Below are 15,173 nucleotides of genomic sequence, written 5' to 3'. Positions count from 1 at the left end.
TCCACATGGCAGCCTAAAGTCAAAAACGCCTATCAGTCGCCTCGCCCTGATCGAGGACAACCTGTTGAAGCTCCACATCTAGGGCATGCGAAAATAGAAAATAACGGGCAAAAAGATGCGCCTTTTCCGACTCCGAGCCTAGATGGTTGAAAGCCTCGAAGTACTCCTTCGTCCGCTCGAGGAGATCTCCCGCATAAAGCGCCAACGGCTGTGACACGGTGACCCTCGGGCGCGCCTTGACCTTCGGCGTCTCAGGTCCACTCTTGGCCATCTCAGATTATCGGCTTAATTCCGGTGCCGGTATGCGACAAAGCCGAACAGAGTAGCCGCTGCGACGTTGAAGATTGCCCACAGCTCGCGCGGCAAATGAACCGGCATGAACGGGTTGAAGATCGCTGCCGCTCCAAACAGCGCCCAAGCCAGGGTGCGATTTTCAGGGCCTGATCGCCACACCATGGCTCCGCAGTAGATCCCGGCGAAAAAGACCACCACGCGGAGGAATTGGTAATAGCCGTACGGCCATGGCGCTACCGCCAGCAGCGAGGCAATAGCTACACAGATGCAGACCAACCGGACCGTTCCGGCCGGCGTCGAAAAGCATTATTTTCAGCAAACTTGATCCTCAAACGCCCAGCACGGTTGTTAGTGGAGTTTCGGCGCCCGCCATATATTTGAAAAGCCAGATTGCCCAAGTGATCGGCCAAATGAACGCCAACATCGCATCCAGGCTCAAGTTAATCAGGATTTTTACGACCACTGATGCATGGCCCTGCCATGTGTCGACGACATTCATCACGTAGGTGATCGGCCCGCCCAGCATGAAGAGGAGGCCCAGCGGAGCTGACATGATGTTCTTCAGCATGTTTGTGTCCCTCAGAAAGGCGTGACCTTCAGTGACAGTGATACGCGCCGGTCTTATGGTTGGTATGGCAACCGTTGGCATCAGTGCCGCCACTGTGTGCAAACGCGCCGGTCGCGCAAGCGATTATTGCAGCGGCCATAGCCGCGAGAAATGTTGTTTTCATTTTATTGCCCTCCCAAAGTATTTCAGACAGAGCACTATTGCCGGTCGGGCACAAGCTGCTCGTGGCACTGTGAACACAAATAGGATAGATGCTCCTCTGTGCAGGCCAAGATCGGGCGAGGAGAATACTTTGGATGGATTGCGATTGATGCACGTCCCGTTGGCGATCCTGCTGACATGGCCAAGGGTGGCGACGGCAAATGAATGCCTCTCGAAGTACACCAAGACCGACGTCTGCGCCTACGCAAAAAAAATGCAAACCGAAATGGCTCCAGCATTGCCCATGCTGATCAGTTCGAACATCTCCGTTCGGAGCATCATCGCAATCGGGCCAAGGATCGTTTTCAACGCCACCTGGGCTCAGACCGATGCGGAAGTAGACGCCAAATTGTTGGCTGCTGGCGTCTCGCGGCCGGTCTATGTCCAGAAGATCGATGAAATGACCAAAAACTATGTCTGTCGTGCGGAGGAACTATCTGCCTTCGTTCGCCTGGGCGGTGAGATCCAGTACACGTATACGACTGTGGATAATTTCCCAGTCGCGAACCCGCTCGTAGCACTCTGTCCTTAGAGCATCGCAGCACGGCTCATGACATGACTAGTCGCGGCCGATCAACCAGTTGATCAGCAGCCATGATCATTTGTTGGAACTCAATTGAGCCTGATCCGCACTAGCAAGTGGATAGAAGTGAATGTGCGGTTGCCCTTTAGCTCTACTATGCATAGAAACCACTCTGCCGGGGGGCGTAAAGTTGGGGTTGTGAGTGCGTGGGCTCTAAATTCGAAAAACTAAATAAGTTGCGTGACTCACTGCGAGAATCCAACCACGATTTTCGGGCGAGCACTCAGCTATTCAACAGCCTGGACCCTGCCAAGATCGACGGCGACCTGGATGTCATTAACCGCGGAAAGCAGCGCGGCGAGGTGAACCAACCCCCGAAAACGGCAAAGAATCTCGACGATGTCGAACATGCCATCGTGGAACGCGTTGAGGATGAGAAGAAGGCTGCGCATCACACTCTTGAGGACAACCTGCAACTCCTTGGAGGTCGTCTTGCCGGCCTCGATTTCGAGGAACAATTCGGTCTAATCCGTCAGACGAATGCCGCTAGCGTTTCGGACTTCAAAGCCTCGGTCGCCGTGGGCCTCGATGAACTTCACGGCCTGAGAAGGGCCCTGAACGACGCCGAAAAAGAGCATGCATGGTTTAAGGAGAAGCACGGTCTCGTTCGTGCCGCGCGTGTGCAGCACGGTGCCGCTCACATTTTCCGGCTATCGCTTCTGCTATTTCTGTTTCTGGTCGAGACAGCGATGAACGGCAACTTCCTGGCCAAGGGCAATGAGCAGGGATTTTTTGGTGGCATCCTTGAGGCTGCGGCATTCTCTTTCATCAACATCGGGGCGGCTTTGCTCCTGGCGGTTTTCTGCGCTCGTCTCGTCACCCATCGGTCGTTTTTCGTAAAATTCGTTGGGATCATTTCAATCCTTTTCTATATCGGCTTGGCGATTTCGATAAACTTGGCGCTAGCGCACTACCGTGAGGTCAGCGGCTCGCTCGCTGACGGCGCCGGCGCTGAGGTCATCCGTAATATGCTCGCCAATCCAGCGGGTCTCACGGACATCAAGTCCTGGTTGCTGTTTGCGATCGGCCTGATGTTTTCGCTTTTCGCTTTTATCGACGGCTGGTTCGTGCTCGACCCTTACCCAGGCTACACTGGCGTTGAAAATCGGCTCGTTCGACGGCGCGATGACTACATCGATCGAAAGAAGGAACTGATCGAAGAGCTGCAGGATGTCCGCGACGACCACAACGAAAAAGTGGAGGAAATCGTCAAGCAGCTTGGTAGTCGCCGGCGCGAGCACCGCGCGATTGTCGATCATCGATCGAGGCTTCTGGCTCTTTTTGCGCAGCATCAAGACCAATTGGAGCGAGCCTGCAATCAGCTTTTGTCGATGTATCGGGAAGCCAACATCCAGGCGAGGACCGAGCCGGCGCCCAAGCATTTCGGAACGCCCTACAAACTTGATCGCATCAAGCCATACGTCACCGGCGAGCGGGAGTGGAATGAGGGAGATGTTGGCGCATCAATTCGCCAGGCGCAGGAGGAACTCAACGAGCAGGTTCGTCTGATTGGTCAGGAATGCGAACGGGGAATTGAGCAGTACCGAGATCTTGATAAGCTTCACCCGGACAGCGTGAATGTCTAGGCGAACCCGCAGACGCAAGAAAGGCAATGCGGGTACCATTGCCGCGGCCATTGCCCTTGGTGTGCTATCCGTTGCGATGTTGGCCGGCTTCGGCTGGATGTGGACCAGGTCTGGCAATGGCCATATCGACGCCAACACGAATTGCCCATTGGACGGACCCTCCAGCCTGACCGCCGTCCTCATCGACGCCACTGATCCAATTTCGGCAACGACGATGGCTGATCTCAAGAACGAGTTCCGAAAGACCATTGGGCAGGTCGAGCCGGGTGGGTATGTGAGGATTTATACCCTGAGCTCGGCGCCTGGTGAGCTGACGGTGATGTTCGATGGATGCAATCCCGGTGATGGGTCGACCGTCGATAGTTGGACCAACAATCCTGCGCGGCGTCAAAAGAAGTGGGAAAACGCCTTCGGCGATCCTTTGAACAAACTTCCCGATGAAATCCCGAATGCGGCTTCCGCGAGCCAATCTCCGATCATGGCTGGAATTCAGAAAATCAAGCTGTCGCTCTTCGATAGCAGCTTGGCCAAACAGGGCAGTCCCAAGCGATTGGTGGTCGCCTCTGACATGATCGAGCATACGACGATTTACTCGCAGTACCGATCGGGACTGGATTACCAAAAATACCTCAACAGCGCCGCCGACCGCACATATGGGACGTCGCTGGATGGGGTGGGCATCACAATTCTTTATATCGATCGGGCAAAGAAGCCATTTCAGACCCTGGATCACGCGGAGTTCTGGACACATTGGGTCCAGAACCATCACGGCGAGTTCGAAAAGCTGGTTGGCTTGGATGGGTTAAACTGATGGCGAGAGCGCACGACAAACCTTTGCTGGATCATCCACGTCTGCCGGTCGTGGTTTTCGCGGCATTGACACTCGGCGGGTGTGTATTCATCGCCATTGCAAAACTCTCAGGCGTAAATCCGATCGTCGCGGCGGTAGCACCGGCCTGCCTGATGTTTTTCTATCTCGGGGTTTCGATCTTTGCTGGAAAGCTACAACTGCACGACGAGCAGACCGGCGATAACCTCTACTATATGGGCTTCCTGTTCACCCTGACGAGCCTTGGGGTCTCGCTGTTTCAGTTTGGAACGGAAGGCTCAACCGACACGATCGTCCAAAATTTTGGCATCGCGATCACGTCGACGATCACCGGTATTGCTCTGAGGGTTTTCTACAATCAGATGCGGCGCGATCCCGCGGACATTGAGCGAACGGCGAGGCACGAACTTGCCGACATGACACGGCGTGTAAGAGCCGAGATGGAAAGCGTAACCAGGGAGTTCGCCGACTTTCGTCGTGTCAGCCATCAAATGCTCGAAGAGGGCTTTGCAGAGATTGCCGAGCAAGCGGCACGCAATGGGGAGCACATTCGATCTGCCCTGGACAATATTGCCATGGAATCGATCAAGCCTGTCCAAGAGGCGTCTGCCAAGCTCAGTGACGCGTTGCAGCACAATTTCGGGCAAGTCGAAACCCAGTTTGCTTCGATAGCGAACCGCGTTGGAGCTGCAGCGGATTTGCTGGATAAAGCCAACAGCTCGATGTCCAACTCTGTTGGAAAGCTCGGTAATCAAGCCGACAATATGGCTGCCAAGCTGGAAAAGGTGGTTGTTCCTGATGAGGTGCTGAAGAACGATCTGGCGCCGATGGTCAAGCTCCTGGGTAATGCTGTCGCACAATATGCGATAAAAACCGAAACAGCCTCGCAAGAGCAGCAAACGCGGATGACCGGTCTTGCCGACGCAGTGATCAAGGTGGCGACTGGAGTGGAGAGAGCGGCAGCGGCCGCAGAAAAGACCGCAGAAACTGTCCAAGCGCAGCAGCGTTTGACTGAGGAGTTCATGGCTGTGATGCAGAAACACAGCAATGAAACACGCGGCCTCGTCGCAACCCTTACACAACATAGCCTCCCGGCCGTGCGCACTCCCCAGCCTCTGAGCAATGCGATAGCGAACGATGTCGAGCGAGTGGCGGCACCTTCCACTGTTGCCTCCCCTGTGGAGACGCCAATCAAGGTTTCGGATGACACGGAGGGCGACACCTTCCGATCGTTAAGCAGTCCGGCGGAGGTGGAGAAGGGTGAACCGCCAAAGAGAGCAAGTTGGTGGGGCAGGTGAGTGAGGTTAGCGGAACAGCCATTACGTTTGAGCGCAAGGGCTATGGCCGCGGCCTGATACTCGGCCTGACGATGGCTGAGACGATGCTGCTTCTCGTTTTCTGCCTTTTGCTTGCTGCAGGCGCGCTCATCGCCAAGACAAAGAAAGAGGCTGCGGCAGCGCAGAAGATTGCGCAGTCCCTCAATGAGAACGCTCGCAAGCTTGACGAGGAAAACAAGCGGTTGCTGGCTCAGCTGAATGCCATGGTCAAGCCTGCAAGTCGACGCAATGTACCAGATCAAGAATGGCGTGAATTGGTCCGGGCCAAAGAGGCCGCAGAGGCAATCAAAAAAGTGGGACTGACCCTTGAGGAAGCGGTGAAAAGCGCGCCGGCCGCCAAAGTCCTCTCTGACAACGACGTCGACGTTGATCAGGCCAAAGCCATGATCGAGAAGATGAAGGTTCTGCGCGAGCTCGGCTACGTTGGCACGGGCAAGACGTCCAAGGATCTTGCTGACGCACTGAAGAAGGCAAGGAACGAGGCCTCTGCTGACAAGCCACACGATTGGCCACCGATCATCAGTCTTAGCGAGCTCGATGGCTATAATTTCGATACTGGAAGTGCGGAGCTTTCCGGTGGCTTCAAAACGAAGTTGCGGCAGATGTCGAAGACCATTGCTGGAATTGCAACTTCCTATGGTGTGGACGTCATTGAGGTGATTGGCCACACGGACGAGCAGGCGATGTCCGGTGACTCATCGAATATGGACAGAGGCCTTCAGCCCGTACTGGCGCGCAAGATGGACATTGGCACACTCCATCCTGCCGACAATGCCGGGCTTGGATTAGCGCGAGCGATCTCCGTCACAGGCATCCTGCGCGATATGCCGGAACTGAAAGGCTTCACCATCCTGCCAATGTCCGGCGGCCAGTTGATATTGCCTGGCGACCGGCTCACCGACGGCGCACAGGCCGGCGACGTCAAGGCGAGGAGGCGAATTGAGATCAGGGTCAGGCAACGTTCGCGAGAGACAGATATTGGACTGGTTCCGGTACCAAAGTTGTGAGGCGAACTGCCCTTGGGTTTCGCTCACAGGGCTTGGGGGGGATTGCGGGGATGGGGTTTTACGTTCGAAAATCGATTAGTGCGGGACCTTTCCGCTTTAACTTCTCGTCTGGCGGGGTTGGCGCGTCCGTTGGCGTGCAAGGTCTTCGTATCGGGACTGGCCCACGAGGGCATTATATTCATGCAGGCGTCGGCGGTCTCTACTACCGAGGCACTTTGGGAAAGCGCAGCGCCAAGCAGACGCTGCAACTGTCTGAATTCCCATCTGGGCCAAAGCCCCATCCAACATCCTCACCCGTGGAATATGTCAGCGGTGGCGTCGTGATGAGAGAAATCGAGTCCGCCGATGTGATCGAGATGCGTGATGAGACATTTGCCAATGTGCTTGATGAAATCAATGCGAGGCAATCGCAGACGCGAATGTCGCTCATCCTGGCCGTGCTGTTTGGGATCGCCGGATTGATCGCAGGCGCAATGCTGGGAGGTGGGGTGGCGCTGATCGGTATTGCTGCCTTTTTGCCGGGCATGCTTATTGGCAACTGGTTGGACAGCTACCGCCGGGTGAGCGTGCTCTACTATGATTTGGAGCAGGACGCGGAGGCGGCCTACGGGCGACTTGTCGCCGCCTTTGACACGCTCACACGCTGCGCGGCGAGTTGGCATGTCGCGGCTGGTGGCAAGATAGAGGATCTGACGACTTGGAAGCGCAATGCGGGAGCCACGATGTTGGTCGATAAAAAGTCGACGACGCTCCAAGCTTCCTTGCCGACGGTTGTTCGCAGCAATGTCACACCACCGTCGATACACGTCGGCCGGCAAATCCTTTATTTCATGCCAGACATGATTTTGGTGAAGGACGGAAACCAGTACGGTGCCGTTGGGTATGGAGACCTCAGGACGCAATTTGCCCCCAGCAATTTTATTGAGACCGGCAAAGTTCCATCTGATGCTGAGATCGTGAGCTATACCTGGGCTCATCCCAATAAGAATGGCGGACCCGACAAACGCTTCAGAGATAATCGGCAGATCCCTGTCTGTCGCTACGAAGCCTTGCGGTTTTCTAGCCCATCCGGGCTCAACGAGCTGGTGGAATTTTCCAAGACAAACGTCAGCCAGCCCTTTTGCCAGGCTCTATTGGCACTCGCGCAAATGCACCGAAACGCTGGTGGCCAGTCCGGCTTGCTGAAAGCGCGCTAAGGAATTGGCTTGGTCAGCAAATGCCTTCGCACGGAATTCCGTCGCCGTCCCGGTCCAATTTGGGTCCCCAGCTACAGTTATTGAGATACCAGCGCGCCTCATCGCATGAGGAGATTTGCTTACAATAGCGACGCGGTTGACACGAATAGCTCTGAGCTATTTGGCGACGGCCTGTAAGGCCGTAGGATGTGTCATTACCGGGTTTATTGTTGGCTGCATGTGTTGCTCGCCAATCCCAAGGGGCTGTGAAAGTGCCAACCCAGATGCCAATCTTGGCCCTTTGGGCATCTGCCTGTTGTGACGCGTAACTACCATGGCTGTATCGAGGCCAATCCAGGGCATAACCCTGTTCGACCATCCAAGACGCAATGCTAGCACCGTCCGCCCGCTGACAATCACCAACGAAGCGGTTGTAACGATCCCACGAAACAAAGTTGCACTGGATGGGTCGGGATTGACTGAGGAAGATGTCCAGTGCTTCTGCGGATTTGCGGCCGCATGGGTATTCTTGCCCGCTTGCGTCGCTGCAGTTTTGGCTGCTTTCAGGTGCGTCGATGCCATTGAAACGAATACGCTGTCCGTGGATCTCGATCGTGTCCCCGTCAACGATGGACGCTACGCCGACGATAGGCTTCGGTTTTGACCCGAGTGCGCTTGCTGTATTGGGTCCCGCGATCTGGTTGCCCCACCCTGTAAAGTAGGAGGTGACATAAGCGCCCACTGCTAGCGTGATCACCAGGATCGCGGCTAATGATTTATGTGAAAAGAAACGCTTGCGCATAATTGAAACCCGGCCGCGTCTTGGCCGCGAGCTGCGGCGATGGGAATAGCGATCGCGATTCAATTTTCGATCCTTTGCGAAGCTGCCAAATGTTTTGCTAGCGCGTCTTTGACTTCTTGGCTGCTGCTTTCTTGGGCGCGGCTGCTGTGCGACCGAGGCCAATCGATTTTGCCAATCTGGAGCGATTGGCTGAATAGTTAGGCGCGACCATGGGGTAATCGTTGGAGAGGCCCCATTTTTGGCGATAGGCGTCGGGCGTCAGTCCAAAATGCGTGTTCAAGTGTCTCTTGAGGGACTTGAACTTTTTGCCGTCTTCGAGGCAGACGATGTAGTCTGGAGTGACTGAGCGCTTGGGGTTGACCGCGGGAACTTGGTCGGGTTTTTCCGGTTCGGACGGCTGGCCGATACGCGCTAATGACGAATTGATGCTGGCAATAAGGTCCGGCAATGAGGAGACCGGCACTGAATTCTTGCTCACATAAGCCGCAACGATATCGGCGGTAAGCTCCATCAGCGCGGTGGCCGTATTTTGGATTTCGTCAGTCACTTCATGGCTCCGGACTTCTGCAGTGAAATCCCGATCTATTACTTATCGGCTAAAAAAACCAGTAGAGGGAGGATACTAAATGCCAGGCGCTAATAGTGATGAATGTTAAAGCGCCAATCAGAATGCGGAACCACGAGAGACGGTGGATTGATTGGGCGCGGCGTTTTCTTTGTATGACCAGGAAAGCGGCTTGAGGCTCACAGGCGGATGCATTTAGATTTGGACGAGTAGGACCTACGCATGACATTTTCGAAAGACCCGCCGCCGGAGGTTAAGCCCCAGAAGGATAAGGCAAAGACTGGATCTGAATTGGACCGCGTTCCAAGTGCGGGAGCCATTCGGGTCCGCAACGGACTCTCTGTGTCAGAAAAAGACATTGTGGAGGCGGCTAAATACGGGGGCAGGGAGCGAGAATCCTCGTCGGATAGCGACTAGGCAAAGGGGGCCAAGAATGCAGGCTCTGACCCATATCACACGTCGCAATATTGGACGGTGTCCAGAAGTGATCGCAGTCGTTTCTAATTGAACACGGCTGTTTTTTCTTGCGCGAACGCTCTACGCGGGCTCTAGCTGGTTCTCCTTTCAAAGGGGATGTAAGTCTTGGACGTAAAACAGTCAGTCTTCCAAAGCGATCTCCCTCTAAAGGAGAAACTCGAGCGCGCCAGGATGGAGTTGCTCGATCTTTCCGCCCGCAATCGACTTTTGAATGTGCCGCGGTTTTCCAAGAGCGCGAAGACGATCGATATCGTCGATGAGAAGTCGTCCGAAATTTATCGATTGCTGGTGACCGAAGGAAAGGCTTTTACCTTCCTGGCCGGCAAGCCCGATAGGCCGAAAGCGGGCCAGGATGAAAGCAGCCCTCCAGACGAAGAGATCGACTATTCCCCCGTCGCTCTCGCCCAACCAGAGGACGATGGAGTCGATAACAGAGGGATATCCGCGCGGCACTCGGACACCAAGCTGCAGACGCGTATGACCCCAACTGGGCTGCAGCGGCGGCTCCTTGATCTCTACCATGATGCCCGCACACTCGAGGAAGAGCAGGGCGTCAATATCCTCTTTCTGGCCCTTGGAATGCTGAAGTGGATTGACCCGAACAACAAAGAGAACATCCGTCAGGCCCCCCTCATTTTGGTGCCGGTTCGGCTTGAGCGAGGGGCCGCTGGAGAAAAATTCCGCCTACGAGCCCGGCCGGAAGATCTTACCGCAAACCTCTCCTTGGAACTCTATCTCGACCGCATTCACAAGCTCGCTCTGCCGCGTTTTGAGGTGGGAGATGACTTCGACGTCTCGGCCTATCTCGATGCCGTTGCCGAAGCAATTTCGACCAAAGAGGGTTGGGAGGTGCTTCGCGACGATATGGTGCTCGGCTTCTTCTCGTTTGCGAAGTTCTTGATGTACCGTGATCTGGATCCGGATCTCTGGCCCGATGGCGCAAAGATTATCGAACAACCGAAGATCCGCTCGCTTCTTTCAGATGGTTTCGAAACACGCGAGCCGCTTATGTCGGACGACATAGCGATTGATCCGCACATTGCGCCCGCCGAAATGTTGCATATCGTCGACAGTGACAGTTCTCAGACACTGGCGATCCATGACGTCAGAAAAGGTCGCGACCTCGTTATCCAAGGTCCGCCTGGGACAGGAAAATCGCAGACGATCGCAAACATTATTGGGTCGGCCGTTGCCGACGGAAAGACCGTGCTGTTCGTGGCCGAAAAGATGGCAGCGCTGGAGGTCGTCAAGCGACGGCTTGACACTGCTGGGGTGGGGGACGCCTGCCTTGAGCTGCATAGTAACAAGGCGAACAAGCGCATGATGCTAGAGGAGCTGCGGCGAACCTGGCAACTCGGATCGCCCAGGGGCCAGCTTCCTTCTTCCCTAACTGATCGCTTGCTGGAGGCTCGCGATAAACTCAACGCACATGCTGCACGAATGCACGTTGCGTTCGGAGCGTCCGAACTCACTCCTTATCAGGTTCTCGGCCAGCTAACCCGACTAAGGCAGGTCGGTCAGAAACCAGTGGACATCGAACTTACGGATGCCACAAGCTGGACAACTGACGGCGTTTCGCAACGTCGCAAATTGCTCGATGAGGTCTCTCAGCGGATCAACGAGATCGGCTTGCCGATCCACCACCCGTGGCGGGGAGTTGGCCTGGATGTCGTTCTTCCAACGACCATTGAGAGGCTCGTCCCACGCATCGCGGCGTTGCTGGACCAAGCCAAGGCACTGCACGCCAAACTGGTCGGTATCGCTGAGCGGATCAAGGCCGAGCCTCCGAAAATTCTCAGCGACAGCGGCGAGATAGAAGATCGCGCTGAGCTTCTCGCGTCCGCGCCTGGACTTCCTGCCGAGGCGCTCGTCTCGCCGGTATGGGATGAGCGTCCGAAAGACATTTCATCGCTTCTCTGGTCAGGAACGGATTTCGCCCGCAAGTCCGAGGAACTTTCGGAGCAGTTGGCGGCAACGGCTATCGACACGCCAATTGAAGGTCTCGAGACAGAGCTTGCAAAGCTTCCCTCGGAATTTCCGAAAGATGGTTTCCATCGTGCGCGACAGCTCACCATTCTGCTCCCACGCTTGAGGGAAGAAGCTGAGCGCCTGAATCAGGAACTCGGATCGGCGATATTGCCAGACACGTTGGCAGGCTTGCTCAGGCTGGCCGTGACCGGCGAGCGAGTAGCGGCAGCACCTGACGCAAGTCCGGAGGCCTTCGCAGCCACCGTTTGGGACTCCGGACTTGAGCAGGCAGGCGACCTTGCCGACAGCGTAGCGACGCTTGAGGCTGCCAGAGCCGACCTTCAGGGCAAGGTTGTTGACGCGGCGTGGAGCACCGAGGTGGCCGCGGCGCGGCAGGCGCTCGCCACACACACGGGAATATTGAAAGCATTGAACGGCGACTACCGTCGCGCCACAGCACTTGCGCGGACTATTGTGGTCGACCCTAGCGCGCCTGCGACGCAGATAGTTGGTCTCCTCGACCTTTTGATGAAGGGTCAGGCTGCCGCAGCAAGAGTCCGCGAAGGCGACGCTTTTGGCCGTTCCGCCTTCGGGGCAGATTGGCGTGGGGAGCGATCGGCTTCCGCGCCACTGCTCGCGCTAGTGGAGTGGATGCGGACTCTACGAGGGCTAGGCCCCGAACCTCGGATTATCGCCGGCCGGATGGCGGAACGCTCCGAGGCCGGTGCGCGTGCAGCGCGCGTTCGCAAGGTTATCGAAATCGGTCGGCCAATTATCGAAGGTTTCTGGAACGATCTCGGGCACCTCGCGTCATCCATGCTAGGCGACGTGGCTTCCGCCGAGCGGGCCTCGCTGCAACTGATGGAAGCGAAGGCGAGCACTGTAGCTCAAGCCGATGATGCGTCACGACAGGTTCTGACTGACGTTCCGGATCTAATCACTGAGCGGGTGGAGCTACTGCGCCGACTAGGCAGACTACAAGCACTTGCTCAAGGGATCGATGCGGGAGAGAGCCTTGGCAAGTTCGTATTCGGCTCGTCGTGGCACGGTCGAGGATCCGATTGGGCCGCTCTCACGCAAGCCGAGCTTTGGCTGAAAGAAAATGGCTCGATCCGACATCTGGCTGCGCGGTTGCCTGAAAGAATCGAGATCGCAAACTCGGCACGTTCAGCACGTGAAGCGGCCCAAGCGGCAGCGCGGGAATTGAAGGCGCTTACAGGGGATTTGAAAGCCGATGCTCCCTCCTTGTTTGGAGTAGTCGATTTTCCGGACGTCGCGATAGGCGAGGTCGTTTCTCGGCTGCAGGGTTGGCTCGATCATCAGGAGCAGCTCTCGAAATGGGTTGCCTATGAAGAGCGATCCGAAACGGCCCGAAAGGCTGGACTGGGACAGTTGATAGACGGCCTAGCCAACGGCCAGATTACAACAGGATCGGCTCGATCAGTTTTTGATATGGCCTACTACGAACGAATGTTTCTGGCGATGGCGACCGATGAGCCGGAGCTGGCAAGGTTCGACGGGGAACTGCATTCCAGGGCTGTACGTGACTTCGCAGATCTGGACCGCCAGCGCATCAAGGCCGGCGCCATCGAAGTTGTAACGGCTCATCACCGGAAAATTCCTTCAAGAGACGGCGGAGCTGGACCTGTCGGACTGCTTCGTTCTGAGATGGCGCGCAGACGAGGCCACATGCCCATCCGGCAATTGATGCAGAAGGCAGGCCCTGCCATCCAGGCGCTGAAGCCAGTGTTCATGATGAGCCCGCTTTCGGTGGCGCAATTCCTGTCGCCCGGCCGGATGTCCTTCGATCTGCTCGTGATGGACGAGGCGTCTCAGATCCAGCCCGTGGACGCACTTGGCTCGGTCGCCAGGGCCAGTCAGGTGGTCGTCGTTGGCGACGAACGCCAACTGCCACCCACGACATTCTTCGCGAAGATGACAGGCTCGCAGTCTGAAGATGACGAGGGTGAGGGCGCGCAGGTCGCCGACATTGAAAGCATCCTCGGCCTGTTCACGGCCCGCGGCTTGCCGCAGCGTATGCTGCGCTGGCACTACCGTAGCCGTCACCAATCTCTAATCGCAGTATCGAACAGCCAGTTCTACGAGAACCGGCTTTTCATCGTGCCAAGCCCTTATACCCAAGAGGCAGGTATGGGGTTGCGGTTTCATCATGTGCCGGAGGGGGTCTTCGATTCCGGCGGCACAGGAACCAATCCGGTAGAGGCGAGAGCAGTAGCGGAGGCGATCATCCGTCATGCGAAGGTGAACCCGCAAGAGACTCTAGGCGTTGCAACATTTTCGGTTAGCCAACGCCGCGCGATCCAGGATGAACTCGAAGCGCTGCGGCGACTAAATCCCGACACCGAGGAATTCTTTCACGCTCATCCAAGCGAGCCATTCTTCGTCAAGAACCTCGAAAATGTTCAAGGCGATGAGCGCGACGTGATCATGATCTCGGTGGGGTATGCCAAGAATGCCCAGGGATACATGGCCATGCGTTTCGGCCCTCTTGGCGCGGAAGGCGGCGAGCGTCGGCTCAACGTCCTCATAAGCCGCGCCAAGCGCAGCTGCGAAGTATTCGCGTCCATCACAGACGAGGACATCGACCTGGAGCGTGGCAAAGGGAAAGGCATCTTCGCCTTCAAGCTCTTCTTGCACTACGCGAGAACAGGGCGAATTTCGCTTGCCCAAGTCACGGTTCGCGAAATGGATTCAATCTTTGTAGAACAGGTAGCCAACGCGCTGATCGAAATGGGTTATCAGGTTCATGCTCAAGTGGGCATTGCCGGCTTCTTCATCGACCTCGCAGTTGCGGATCCAGAGAGGCCAGGCCGCTATATTCTTGGCATCGAATGCGATGGCGCAGAATATCACTCATCTCGCTCGGCCAGAGATCGAGACCGGCTTCGGCAGTCGGTTCTGGAAGACCATGGTTGGATCATCCATCGCATCTGGAGCGCTGACTGGTTCCAACGGCCTCGTGAGCAGCTGGAGCGAACCATACTAGCGATTGAGGCCGCCAGAAAAGAACTCGATGAGCGGGCCGAATTGGGGGTCCAGAGAAATCGAGCTGTAGCCGTGCAGGTTGTTACGGTCGACCGAGGCAACGTGACGGAAATCGGTCTCGAAAGCACAAACGGATCCGAGACACCCAATCGAGCCTACGAAGAGGCCGAACTAAAGCGACCGGGATCGTTCGAACTCCACGAGACGCCCAGCGGAATCATGGCCGGACTGGTCGAGCAGGTCGTGGCTACAGAAACGCCAATCCATGTCGACGAAATAGTTTCGCGTATTCGGGACGCCTGGGGTCTGCAGCGGGCCGGTGGCAGGATTCAGGATGCAATCGAGCGGGGGGTAAGCATAGCACAGAGAGGTGGTTCAGTAGCCCGTCGAGGCAACTTCTGCTTCAAGCCAGGTGTTCCTGTTCGTCTCAGGGATCGCAGTGGGGTCGTGTCCGCTGGATTGCGCAAGCCCGAAATGATTGCGCAGGACGAGGTCGCCCAAGGCGCTATGGAAGTCGTGAAATCCAACCTCGGTGCGACAGAGGAAGAAATCGCCACAGGCGTTGCCAGGATGCTGGGCTTCAAAGCCACAAGCGCACAATTAAGGCAGCTGATTTCAGCTGGGGTCGCCGATTTGGTTGCCAAAGGAGTGTTACGGTCCCAAGACGGCTTGTTGGTGGCCGGCGAATCCGCGAGCGAGAAATTAGCTGAAGTGTAACGGGGCGCTGCAGCGCCCTCGTTGCAATTTCTGTCGAAGCTCGGAACACCTCTTTTGC

Annotated in this window: 13 protein-coding genes; 7 read left to right on the top strand and 6 right to left on the bottom strand. The window is 56.4% G+C overall.

What is annotated here, in order from left to right:
* Positions 1 to 19: 19 nt before the first annotated feature.
* Genes P9254_RS28235 through P9254_RS29025 form a run of 4 tightly spaced genes read right to left on the bottom strand, consistent with a single transcriptional unit; the run spans position 20 to position 1,001 of the window.
* A complete protein-coding gene (locus P9254_RS28235) occupies positions 20 to 271 on the bottom strand; it encodes a hypothetical protein (protein ID WP_127248734.1) in 252 nt (83 codons plus the stop codon).
* A 14-nt stretch (positions 272 to 285) separates the two neighbouring features.
* Positions 286 to 570, bottom strand: a complete 285-nt coding sequence (locus tag P9254_RS28230; protein ID WP_063169433.1) for a DUF6804 family protein — start codon at positions 568 to 570, stop codon at positions 286 to 288.
* Between the two features lie 52 nt (positions 571 to 622).
* Entirely contained in the window at positions 623 to 862 is a 240-nt protein-coding gene (locus tag P9254_RS28225) for a hypothetical protein (RefSeq protein WP_082826591.1), read from the bottom strand.
* Positions 863 to 890: 28 nt separating this feature from the next.
* The gene (locus P9254_RS29025; protein ID WP_095770035.1) at positions 891 to 1,001 is read right to left on the bottom strand and encodes a YHYH domain-containing protein; all 111 of its coding nucleotides are present in this window, start codon (positions 999 to 1,001) and stop codon (positions 891 to 893) included.
* Between the two features lie 153 nt (positions 1,002 to 1,154).
* Between P9254_RS29025 and P9254_RS28220 the strand changes: the two genes are divergently transcribed.
* The 6 genes from P9254_RS28220 (at position 1,155) to P9254_RS28195 (ending at position 7,601) form a co-directional block, all read left to right on the top strand.
* Positions 1,155 to 1,595: a hypothetical protein gene (locus P9254_RS28220; protein WP_126066778.1), complete on the top strand. Its 441-nt coding sequence runs from the start codon at positions 1,155 to 1,157 to the stop codon at positions 1,593 to 1,595.
* Positions 1,596 to 1,792: 197 nt separating this feature from the next.
* A complete protein-coding gene (locus tag P9254_RS28215; protein WP_063169430.1) occupies positions 1,793 to 3,232 on the top strand; it encodes a hypothetical protein in 1,440 nt (479 codons plus the stop codon).
* A complete protein-coding gene (locus P9254_RS28210) occupies positions 3,225 to 4,043 on the top strand; it encodes a hypothetical protein (RefSeq protein ID WP_063169429.1) in 819 nt (272 codons plus the stop codon). Before P9254_RS28215 ends, P9254_RS28210 begins: the two co-directional genes overlap by 8 nt.
* On the top strand, positions 4,043 to 5,359 hold the full coding sequence (locus P9254_RS28205) for a hypothetical protein (RefSeq protein ID WP_063169428.1): 1,317 nt from the start codon (positions 4,043 to 4,045) through the stop codon (positions 5,357 to 5,359). The genes P9254_RS28210 and P9254_RS28205 overlap by 1 nt, the downstream gene beginning before the upstream one ends.
* Complete coding sequence (locus P9254_RS28200) at positions 5,356 to 6,405, top strand: hypothetical protein (protein WP_082826712.1); 1,050 nt, start codon at positions 5,356 to 5,358, stop codon at positions 6,403 to 6,405. The genes P9254_RS28205 and P9254_RS28200 overlap by 4 nt, the downstream gene beginning before the upstream one ends.
* A 50-nt stretch (positions 6,406 to 6,455) precedes the next feature.
* Positions 6,456 to 7,601: a DUF4236 domain-containing protein gene (locus P9254_RS28195; protein ID WP_095770037.1), complete on the top strand. Its 1,146-nt coding sequence runs from the start codon at positions 6,456 to 6,458 to the stop codon at positions 7,599 to 7,601.
* Positions 7,602 to 7,614: 13 nt separating this feature from the next.
* Here P9254_RS28195 and P9254_RS28190 read toward each other — a convergent pair whose 3' ends face one another.
* Positions 7,615 to 8,445: a thermonuclease family protein gene (locus tag P9254_RS28190; protein ID WP_127224212.1), complete on the bottom strand. Its 831-nt coding sequence runs from the start codon at positions 8,443 to 8,445 to the stop codon at positions 7,615 to 7,617.
* 34 nt (positions 8,446 to 8,479) lie between these two features.
* Complete coding sequence (locus P9254_RS28185; RefSeq protein WP_063169425.1) at positions 8,480 to 8,929, bottom strand: MucR family transcriptional regulator; 450 nt, start codon at positions 8,927 to 8,929, stop codon at positions 8,480 to 8,482.
* Between the two features lie 600 nt (positions 8,930 to 9,529).
* Here P9254_RS28185 and P9254_RS28180 point away from each other — a divergent pair.
* Complete coding sequence (locus P9254_RS28180) at positions 9,530 to 15,115, top strand: DUF3320 domain-containing protein (RefSeq protein ID WP_063169424.1); 5,586 nt, start codon at positions 9,530 to 9,532, stop codon at positions 15,113 to 15,115.
* Positions 15,116 to 15,173: the final 58 nt, after the last annotated feature.

This window comes from Mesorhizobium sp. WSM4983, assembly GCF_029625765.1.
In the GTDB taxonomy this organism is placed as follows: domain Bacteria; phylum Pseudomonadota; class Alphaproteobacteria; order Rhizobiales; family Rhizobiaceae; genus Mesorhizobium.
This window is presented reverse-complemented; position numbering and strand designations above follow the sequence as displayed.